The sequence below is a fragment of the Pseudonocardia sp. EV170527-09 genome (assembly GCF_008369905.1).
Taxonomy (GTDB): Bacteria; Actinomycetota; Actinomycetes; order Mycobacteriales; family Pseudonocardiaceae; genus Pseudonocardia.
The window spans coordinates 1-366 of the sequence record NZ_VRMC01000376.1; the positions used below are offsets into that span (position 1 = coordinate 1).

The 366-nt window shown below is 68.6% G+C and carries 2 protein-coding genes; both read right to left on the reverse strand.

Annotated features, from left to right (window positions below):
• Nucleotides 1-217, reverse strand: a 217-nt coding sequence (locus FVA95_RS29540; protein ID WP_193564260.1) for a sigma factor-like helix-turn-helix DNA-binding protein, incomplete at its 3' end; no start/stop codon positions are given.
• 41 nt (nt 218-258) lie between these two features.
• A partial coding sequence (locus FVA95_RS34215; protein ID WP_368667391.1) for an ATP-binding protein occupies nt 259-366 on the reverse strand: 108 nt, incomplete at its 5' end.

Here is a 366-nt window from a genome sequence, read left to right on the forward strand (position 1 = left end):
TCCGCGGGAACTGCGCCAACAGAGCCCGCACCTGCGGCTCGACCGCATCAGCCAGCGAACCCCGCGGGCCCCGTTCCCGCCGCGGTGGGCCCGGCGCCCGCAGCGCCGAACGCACCGTGTTCCGCGCGACTCCCAGCCGGCGGGAGATCTCCTTGATCGGGACACCCTCCGCCCGATGCAGACGACGGATCTCGGACCAGTCCTCCACCGACAACACCCCCTCAGCGTCGCCCAGAAGGGGTCAATCCCAATCCGACGTCAGGGGGTCAGTCTCAGGCCGTCGTCGACAGTGGCCAGGTCGCGGATCTTTCTGACGTCGAGGTCGGGCTGGAAGGCAAAGTCGAACTCGTCGAGAGTCTTGTGGTG